Annotated in this window: 6 protein-coding genes and 2 tRNA genes; 1 reads left to right on the top strand and 7 read right to left on the bottom strand. The window is 37.9% G+C overall.

Translation table 11 applies throughout. From position 1 onward, the window contains the following. Positions 1-132: 132 nt before the first annotated feature. The 7 genes from V6256_RS14015 to V6256_RS13985 form a co-directional block, all read right to left on the bottom strand. Positions 133-209, bottom strand: a tRNA-Arg gene (locus tag V6256_RS14015). Positions 210-227: 18 nt separating this feature from the next. Next, positions 228-320, bottom strand: a tRNA-Ser gene (locus tag V6256_RS14010). 171 nt (positions 321-491) lie between these two features. Beyond that, positions 492-671 carry a carbon storage regulator CsrA gene (gene csrA, locus V6256_RS14005; RefSeq protein ID WP_341598848.1) on the bottom strand — a complete coding sequence of 60 codons (180 nt, stop codon included), beginning with the start codon at positions 669-671 and terminating at the stop codon, positions 492-494. A gap of 75 nt (positions 672-746) precedes the next feature. Next, positions 747-1,979, bottom strand: coding sequence for an aspartate kinase (locus V6256_RS14000; protein WP_341598847.1), 1,233 nt, complete (start codon positions 1,977-1,979; stop codon positions 747-749). Between the two features lie 42 nt (positions 1,980-2,021). Further along, the gene (gene alaS, locus V6256_RS13995) at positions 2,022-4,649 is read right to left on the bottom strand and encodes an alanine--tRNA ligase (protein WP_341598846.1); all 2,628 of its coding nucleotides are present in this window, start codon (positions 4,647-4,649) and stop codon (positions 2,022-2,024) included. A gap of 439 nt (positions 4,650-5,088) precedes the next feature. Then, a complete protein-coding gene (locus V6256_RS13990; protein ID WP_341598845.1) occupies positions 5,089-5,931 on the bottom strand; it encodes a 23S rRNA (adenine(2030)-N(6))-methyltransferase RlmJ in 843 nt (280 codons plus the stop codon). A 469-nt stretch (positions 5,932-6,400) separates the two neighbouring features. After that, complete coding sequence (locus tag V6256_RS13985; RefSeq protein WP_341598844.1) at positions 6,401-7,171, bottom strand: haloacid dehalogenase type II; 771 nt, start codon at positions 7,169-7,171, stop codon at positions 6,401-6,403. 1,040 nt (positions 7,172-8,211) lie between these two features. On the opposite strand from V6256_RS13985, the gene V6256_RS13980 reads away from it, so the two are divergent. Then, positions 8,212-8,820, top strand: coding sequence for a single-stranded DNA-binding protein (locus V6256_RS13980; protein WP_341598843.1), 609 nt, complete (start codon positions 8,212-8,214; stop codon positions 8,818-8,820). The last annotated feature ends 218 nt before the right edge of the window (positions 8,821-9,038 follow it).

Raw genomic sequence — 9,038 nt, 5'->3', positions numbered from 1 at the left:
ACCCCTGACCGCCTGGTTCGTAGCCAGGTACTCTATCCAGCTGAGCTACACCCGCATTGGTGTTTAATATTAGTTAATAATATTAATAAGCTCTAAAAACAAAAAACTTACCAAAGGTAAGCCTTCAAAGAATGGTGCGGGTGAAGGGATTCGAACCCCTGACCGCCTGGTTCGTAGCCAGGTACTCTATCCAGCTGAGCTACACCCGCTTTAAGAATCTACAAGAATGGCGGTGGAGGAGGGATTCGAACCCTCGAACAGGCTATAAACCCGTTACTCCCTTAGCAGGGGAGCGCCTTCGGCCACTCGGCCACCCCACCGTCGTCTTGTTGGCGCACATATTACTGTCTTCTGAAAACAAGTCAAACCTTTTTTGAAGAAAAGTTTCTGCTTGCCTACTAACTATACAAAGTGCTCAATTTTTATCTAAAATGGTCGAATTTAGGGTATAAAAAAAGAGCCCTTAGGCTCTTTTATAAGTATCACTGACATCAGGCAGTTGCATTTTTCTCTGCTTGGATACGCATATAAATCTCTTCACGGTGAACAGAGACGTCTTTTGGTGCATTAACACCAACACGTACTTGATTACCTTTAACACCTAGTACAGTTACAGTGACGTTATCACCGATCATTAATGTTTCACCTACACGGCGAGTTAAAATTAGCATATTTGCTCCTAAAATTTATTTATTATGGTTGAATATAGTCAAGACACAGTCAATCACTGTGTCATATCACATATTTTATTTCTCTTGCTTAGGTTCTGACTCTAATTCGAAAGCTTTATGCAGTGCTCGAACAGCCAGTTCTAAATATTTACTATCAACCAGTACTGAAATTTTAATTTCAGAAGTAGTGATCTGGTGGATATTAATACCTTCTTCACCTAAGGTAGCAAACATTTTTTGCGCTACACCAGGATGATTCCACATACCAACACCAACAATAGATACTTTACCAATATCTTCGTTGCCTAATACTGATGCTGCATTTAATCTTTCACAAACGATATTTAATAACTCACTCGCTTTTGCATAATCATCACGAGGCACAGTAAATGTAAAGTCTGTTTTACCATCTCCTAATGTATTTTGCACAATCATATCCACATCAATATTAGCAGCGCCAATAGGAGAAAGGATTTGTGAAGCGACCGTTGGTTGATCAGGCACACCCTGCAAAGTCAAACGAGCTTCATCACGGCTAAATGCAATACCAGAAACGACAGGAGATTCCATTTTATTTTCCTCATAACTAATTAATGTACCGCCACCATCTTTAAAACTAGAAAGTACACGTAGTGGCACATTGTATTTCCCTGCAAACTCTACAGAACGAATTTGTAGTACTTTCGCTCCTAAACTAGCCATTTCTAACATCTCTTCAAATGTAATGCTATCAAGGCGACGCGCATTTGGCTCAACACGTGGGTCTGTCGTATAAACACCATCAACATCGGTGTAGATCTGACATTCATCCGCTTTTAACGCCGCTGCAATAGCAACAGCAGATGTATCACTTCCGCCTCGGCCTAGTGTCGTAATATTATTATCTTCACTACGTCCTTGGAAACCAGCAATAACGACTACACGCCCTTCTTTTATATGTTTCTGCAGATTATCTGTTTCTACATCTAAAATACGCGCTTTGGCATGATTACTATCTGTTTTCAAACGAATTTGATCACCAGTCATTGATACCGCATCTACACCTAGGGTGTGTAATGCCATAGACAATAACGCAATCGTAGTTTGCTCACCTGTAGTCAACAATACATCCATTTCACGTGTACTTGGCGTCGCGTTAAACTCTTTTGCTAAAGCAATTAAACGATTAGTTTCACCAGACATTGCTGATAATACGACGACTACATCATTGCCTGCATCTTTAGTTGCTTTTACTTTATCTGCAACTGCTTTAATACGTTCTACTGTACCAACAGAGGTACCACCATATTTTTGAACTAATAATGCCATTTTTTTTCCTTGCTATACCACGAGTGTATAGACTCCTTATTCTTACAAACGTTCGGATAACCAAGGGTTAACCAACGCCAATGCATCTTTTAAAGCAGCAGGGTTATTTCCTCCAGCCATCGCCATATCAGGACGGCCGCCACCTTTACCACCAACAGGAATAGCCACAACATTGACTAGCTCACCGGCTTTTACTTTACCAGTAAGGTCTTTCGTTACGCCTACGACTAAACTTACTTTGTCCTCACCGACAGTGGTCGCTAATACAACAACACCTGACTGTAGTTTATTCTTCATCTCATCAACGCTAGTGCGTAATGATTTAGGATCCACACCTTCCATATGAGCAACAACGACTTTTACACCGTTAACTTCTACAGCTTGGTCTGTTAAATTAGATCCTGCTTCGCTAGCAATTTTCGCTTTTAATTGTGCTAATTCTTTCTCTAGCACTTTATTACGATCTAATGTGCTCATGATTTTTTCACCTAATGTGAAACTATCACCTTTTACTAAGTCACATGCTTTTGAAAATTGTTCACGCAGATTTTGTAATACATCACTTGCAGCTTCACCAACAGCCGCTTCAATACGACGTACGCCTGCAGCAGTTCCTGCTTCTGATGTGATCAGGAATAGCCCCATATCACCAGTACGCTTAGCATGTGTTCCGCCACAAAGTTCTACTGAGAAGTCACCCATTGTTACAACACGTACCATGTCATCGTATTTCTCACCGAATAATGCCATTGCACCGCTTTCTTTAGCTTGCTCAATATCCATCAATTGAGTCACTACTTCAAAGTTATCGCGTATTGCTTGGTTAACCAAGTAAGTCACTTTATTCAAAGTATCTGTAGACAGTGCTTCAAAATGTGAAAAATCAAAACGTAACTTTTCAGCATCACATAATGACCCTTTCTGTGTAACATGCTCACCTAATGTTTGGCGTAATGCAGCGTGTAATAAATGTGTTGCAGAATGGTGTAACGCAATAGCTTTACGACGATCAGCTTCAACTTCACCCTGTAGCGTATCTCCAATGTTCAGCGTACCAGTACTTAGGTAGCCGATATGTAGGAAAGCATCACCTGATTTTTTAGTATCAGTTACCACAAATTTTGCAGTGCCTAATGTCAATACACCAGCATCACCTACTTGACCGCCTGACTCCGCATAAAATGGCGTTTGCGATAAAATAACCTGTGCGTTATCACCTTCAGCTAAGGTCTCTACAAATTTACCTTCTTTGACTAAAGCAACTACAGTGCCTTCAGCTTGTAAGGTTTGGTAACCAAGAAACTCAGTTTTTTCTTCAATTTTTAACACATCGTTATAATCTGTGCCGAAGTTATTTGCTTGTTGAGCACGTGTACGTTGCTCAGTCATCGCATCATCAAAGCCATCTTGATCAATCGTTAATTCACGCTCACGAGCGATATCAGCCGTTAAATCAGCAGGGAAACCGTAAGTATCATAAAGTTTAAATACAATATCTCCCGGAATAACTGATCCTGTTAGTGCGTCTAATTCGTTATCTAGAATTTGTAAGCCACGCTCTAATGTTTTACCGAATTGCTCTTCTTCTAAACGTAGGATTTTTTCTACAAACTCACGCTGCTTCTCAAGCTCTGGGTAAGCTTGACCCATTTGATTGATAAGCTCTTCGTAGACTTTATAAAAGAATACGCCTTGTGCACCTAGTTTATGACCGTGACGTACCGCACGACGAATAATACGACGTAATACATAACCTCGGCCTTCATTAGACGGCATTACACCATCACAAATTAAGAAACCACAAGAACGAATATGGTCGGCAACAACACGTAAAGACTTATCTTCTAAATCTTTAGCGCCAGTTACTTCAGCAACTTTTTTGATTAACCCTTGGAAAAGATCGATATCATAGTTCGAGTGACCATTTTGAATGATCGCAGAAATACGCTCTAATCCCATTCCGGTATCAATCGATGGATTTGGTAAATCTTCCATCGAGCCGTCTGCACTTCGGTTAAATTGCATGAATACAATGTTCCAAATCTCGATAAAGCGATCGCCATCTTCTTCAGGCGATCCTGGAGGACCACCCCAAATGTGCTCACCGTGATCGTAGAATATTTCAGAACAAGGACCACAAGGGCCTGTATCGCCCATTGACCAGAAGTTATCTGATTCAAATTTTTTGTCTGGTGATTTATCACCAATACGAATGATTTTTTCTTTTGGTACACCTATTTTATCAGCCCACAATGAAAATGCTTCATCATCACTTTCATACACAGTAACCAATAATTTCTCTTTTGGTATTTCCAGTACTTCAGTTAAGTATTCCCATGCAAATGAAATAGCTTCTTCTTTAAAGTAATCACCAAAACTAAAGTTACCTAACATTTCAAAAAATGTATGGTGGCGAGCAGTGTAACCCACGTTATCTAAATCATTGTGTTTACCACCAGCACGAACACAACGTTGGCTTGATGTTGCACGAGTGTAAGATCTTGTTTCAGAACCTAAAAAAGTATCTTTAAATTGGTTCATACCTGCATTTGTAAACAGCAGAGTCGGGTCATTATCAGGAACAAGTGAGCTACTACTCACTGTCTGATGCCCTTTTTTACCAAAGAAATCCATAAATCCTTGGCGAATATCAGAGGTCGATTTAGTCATGATATATTCCATGTAAAGTGTCAATTTAGCGCTTATTAAATAATTAATTTTCAAGGACTAAATAGATAAAAATAAATGGAGGTTAATATATCACGCCCCTGCGTAAGGGGAAAGTAGCTATAAAGGAAGGATTAGTAATAAATTATACTAAATAAATCAATTTCAATGTAATGATAAATAGCATCATTATTAACCTAGATTCGTCATAAAAATAAACGACTACTGATTATTTATTGAATGATTTTTTACAAGAATATTAAGTCAGTGAGTAGGCAATATCTATTTAATTGCTTTTTTATGTATTACTCATAAAAAAGCCAAGCAATAAAGCAAAAAATATTCACCGAAGTAAGGATAAAAGATAATTTAAAACGCAGTTCAAACTCACCAAGCTGCCTTTATTAATTTGCTTAAAAAGGCAACTCGATAATAAACTAATTTATTCGGCGACTAAGGTTTCAATACGATAAAAACCTTCACCATTAATGCCTAAGGTTTCAGCTAAGTAAGGCAGACTTTGCTGCATCTCTTTTTGTAATGTCCAAGGTGGATTAATAACAATCATCCCATTTGAGGTCATACCGTGCTCTTCTTTATCTGCCTCTAAGCCTAATTCAAATAACTGAATATTTTTTATGCCTGATGATTTTAAAGCACGTTCCATTTTATTAATGACCGTACGTTTTACAACGGGGTACCAAAGGGCATAAGTTCCTGTCGCAAAACGACGGTGTGCGGCAATTAAACTTTCAACAACTTCTTCATATTCTGTTTTAATTTCATAGGAAGGATCAACTAACACTAATCCTCGGCGTTCTTTAGGCGGCATATTAGCAATTAAACCTTGCAACCCATCGCTATTTGCCATTTTTATACGGCGATCGCCAGAGAAATTACCACGCATATTAGTAAACTCATTGGGATGTAATTCAAATAAAAACATACGGTCATCATCACGGCGCATTTGATTACAGATCATCGGCGATCCTGGGTATGAAAGCAGCTTTCCTTCACCATTAAATGCTTTAACTTGATCTAGATAACGACTAACTGGCGCAGGTAAGTTTTGCAATCCCCACAGTGCGCCTATTCCGCCTTCAAACTCATTTGTTTTTAATGATTGTGTTGAATCTAATTGATAAGCACCACATCCTGAGTGAGTATCTAAGTAGCAAAAAGGTTTATCTTTTTGTAATAAATAATCAAGAATAGAAGTTAATACCGTATGTTTTAATACATCAGCATAATTTCCAGCATGGTATGAGTGACGATAACTAAGCACAAATGACTCCAAAAAATAAAAAATATCCTGTGCAGTATAAAGAAATTAGGAATGTATTGCGCTAAAAAGATAAGAATATGTCATGAGGCGACATTGTTGGTTGGGCGGGCTAATCCATGACTCTTTTAGCTACTCAAGCAGCGAAGCCTTATTAATAAAGTGGATATTCAAATGGCGACTCTATGGTTAAGCTACCAACGCTAGTCTCTGCAAACTCGTTACTGAGATACCATTACAGGAGCATTTTTCAATACGGAATAGTTTTGATGGGGTTTTAAAGTCGATGATTTTGTCGAAGCAATGGCAATAGCATCGTGAAATAAAAAGGTGAAGTACCTGAAGCGCGATATTTTTATACTGTCGCTTATTAATTAGCTAGTTGAATTTGCTTTTAATAAGGACAGTACATATAAGTTAAAGCGTAAATTTCAGGGACATTATAAGCTTATATAGCAATAAGATTTACAGCTTATTTTGCATCCGCTTCTAATTGCTCAGCTATTTCAATTAAGTCTTTACCAGTTAAGCTTGGTTTACCCGAAAGTGGATATAAAGCCTTACCAGGGCGGATAATGAAACCAGTTTTCCAACCTACTTGCTCAGCACCTGCAATATCCCATGCATGAGCAGCAATTAACATTGCGTCTTCAGGCGCAACATTCATCTCTTTTTGTGCCCATTCATATACTTTTAAGTCAGGTTTGAATGTTTCTAAATTTTGCACTGTTAATGACCCGTCAAAGTACTGTGCTAAGTTTGAATTTTTAAGTTGTGCTGCAATACCAGCATCTGATGAGTTTGTTAGTGTTATCATCTTGTAACCAAGTGCTCGAATACGTTTCAGCCCTTCCACTACATCTGCATGTGGTGCTAAATCTCTGAAAGGAGTTAGAACCGCTTTGCGAGCTTGCTCTGAAGTTAGTGGGATATTCTGTTGTTTAGCGATCATTTCTAATGAGGCAATACCAATCTCAGCAAAGCTATTGTATTGTCCAATTTCATTACCAACTAATGAGTAATGTAGCATAGTAGTGAACCAATAAGGGACAAGCTCATCACGCCCACCTAAGGCAGCAGAAACAGACTTTCCTACGTTTCCTAAGTCTAATAGCGTTTCATTCACATCAAAGAAAATAACTTTAGGTGTTACTTTAGCTTCTGCCTCTTTTGCTTGTGCCGCGCCTGAAATTAAACTTAATGAAATCAGTAAACTCGTGATAAAGGTTTTAAATCGAATCATGGTAAAAGTACCTATAGGGTAAATAAATAAGGTGTAGTTCGCTTTACATATCGCGTATCCACAAACTAACGATGCAGTTAGCTTTAAAAATAAGTTAGCCTCTGCAACATAGAAGACCTGTCACACCCACAAAAATTTCAGGTTTCTTGATTCATGGTAAAAAATTCATATAAACAGAGGAATTTTAAACATTATTCATTATTTATTTGCTTTTTAAGCAGTACAAAGCCAATAAATAAGTAGTTTAGTAAAGGTAGGCCAGCCTCTTGGTGTGTATAACTCAAGAAATAATCGACTGATGATATTTATCTAAAGTGCACATGTACTTTTTTATATGATGACAGGTAGTGCTTTCTCTGTTTAATCATTTCCTCTCTTCAATAGAAAACGAACCTTACATAACATCCAATTTCAGAAATAAGCTTGTCTATTTTAGGTAGGTATAATGAATGACTCATTATGTAAACGATTAACAGTCAATACCAAATAACCAGCTCCCCACATAAAAGTACCAACTCATCTAAAAAGCTTATTTTTATTAGCCAATCCTTATAAGCCCTTTGTTTGACAGGTAATCACTTTTTAGGATTCTGATAATCTTCTTTGATATCAATGCTTTTTTGATTAACACAAAAGTAGATTTGTTTCGGATCTATTATAGGACTCTATTTTAAGGGGATTTTTCGGTAGCGTTATAGGCCCTTTATCCTATAAACTACAAGTCAGTAATAGCTTATATTTATGTTAGCTGGTTTTATGGTTTATACTTTCTCTAGGATTAAGTAATTTAAGTAAAATAAACTATATTTGTTTATTGCAAGTAGCAAAATAAACAACAAGGCAACTTACTTATTAGTCAACTAGTACAGGTAATGGGAGTACTAGTCGCTATAATAATAACAATAGAAAAAGCGTTTATATTAAAGCAAATGCGTAGCTTTTTAAGCAATAAAAAACGCACAACATTTTAGGTAACTAGTTAATGTAAACTAATTACCATCAGTATTTTAAATAGAAAGTCGAAATAGCGGAGCTAAAATATGTTTAACCGTAGTGTCAACAAAGTCGTCCTAGTGGGTAACTTAGGCAGAGATCCTGAAATGCGTTACACCCAAAATGGTGGTGCTGTAGCTAACTTTTCAATCGCAACAACAGAGAGTTGGAAGAACAAACAAACTGGCGAATATGAAAACAAATCTGAATGGCACAATATTGTTGTTTTTGGTAAATTCGGCGAAATGGTAGGCCAATACCTTAAAAAAGGGGCAAAAGTTTACGTTGAAGGTAAATTGCAAACAAATAAATGGCAAGGTCAAGATGGCCAAGATCGTTATAAGACAGAAATTATTGCTAATGACATTCAAATGTTAGATGCTCGTAATCAAGCGCCAGGTCAAAACCAAGCATATCAAGGCGGTGGTCAACAACCAGGTGGTCAGCAGCCAGGTGGTTACCCACCAGCACAATCAGCGCCTAACATGGCACCTGAATACTCGCAGCAGCCTCAACAATCGGCGCCTCAACCAAGCTACCAACAGCCTGCGCCTCGTCCTGCACCAGCTCCTGCGGCACCACAGCCAGCGCCAGCAGCACCTAAGCCAAGCTTTAATGAACCATCAATGGATTTTGATGATGATATTCCGTTCTAAATAGCACGCGATATATGTTACAAAAACAAAAACCTGGTTTCGATCAGGTTTTTTATATAAGTCAGTTAGCTTTAGCGACTCATTTTTTCCATTCATTAGCCCTCTTTTACTTTCTCTGTAAACAATACTTCACTGCTTATTTTTTGATGCCTACTCCTTACTCCCTAATAATACCAATCACACTAATTAACTGATCTATTTTACTTGTTAAAATAACT

The sequence above is a fragment of the Psychromonas aquatilis genome (assembly GCF_038155185.1).
Classification (GTDB): Bacteria; Pseudomonadota; Gammaproteobacteria; order Enterobacterales; family Psychromonadaceae; genus Psychromonas; species Psychromonas aquatilis.
This window is presented reverse-complemented; position numbering and strand designations above follow the sequence as displayed.

What these genes read in the sequence shown, in the direction of transcription:
- csrA (WP_341598848.1), bottom strand. Translation starts at nt 671, where the DNA reads ATGCTAATTTTAACTCGCCGTGTAGGTGAAACATTAATGATCGGTGAT.
- V6256_RS14000 (WP_341598847.1), bottom strand. Translation starts at nt 1,979, where the DNA reads ATGGCATTATTAGTTCAAAAATATGGTGGTACCTCTGTTGGTACAGTA.
- alaS (WP_341598846.1), bottom strand. Translation starts at nt 4,649, where the DNA reads ATGACTAAATCGACCTCTGATATTCGCCAAGGATTTATGGATTTCTTT.
- V6256_RS13985 (WP_341598844.1), bottom strand. Translation starts at nt 7,171, where the DNA reads ATGATTCGATTTAAAACCTTTATCACGAGTTTACTGATTTCATTAAGT.
- V6256_RS13980 (WP_341598843.1), top strand. Translation starts at nt 8,212, where the DNA reads ATGTTTAACCGTAGTGTCAACAAAGTCGTCCTAGTGGGTAACTTAGGC.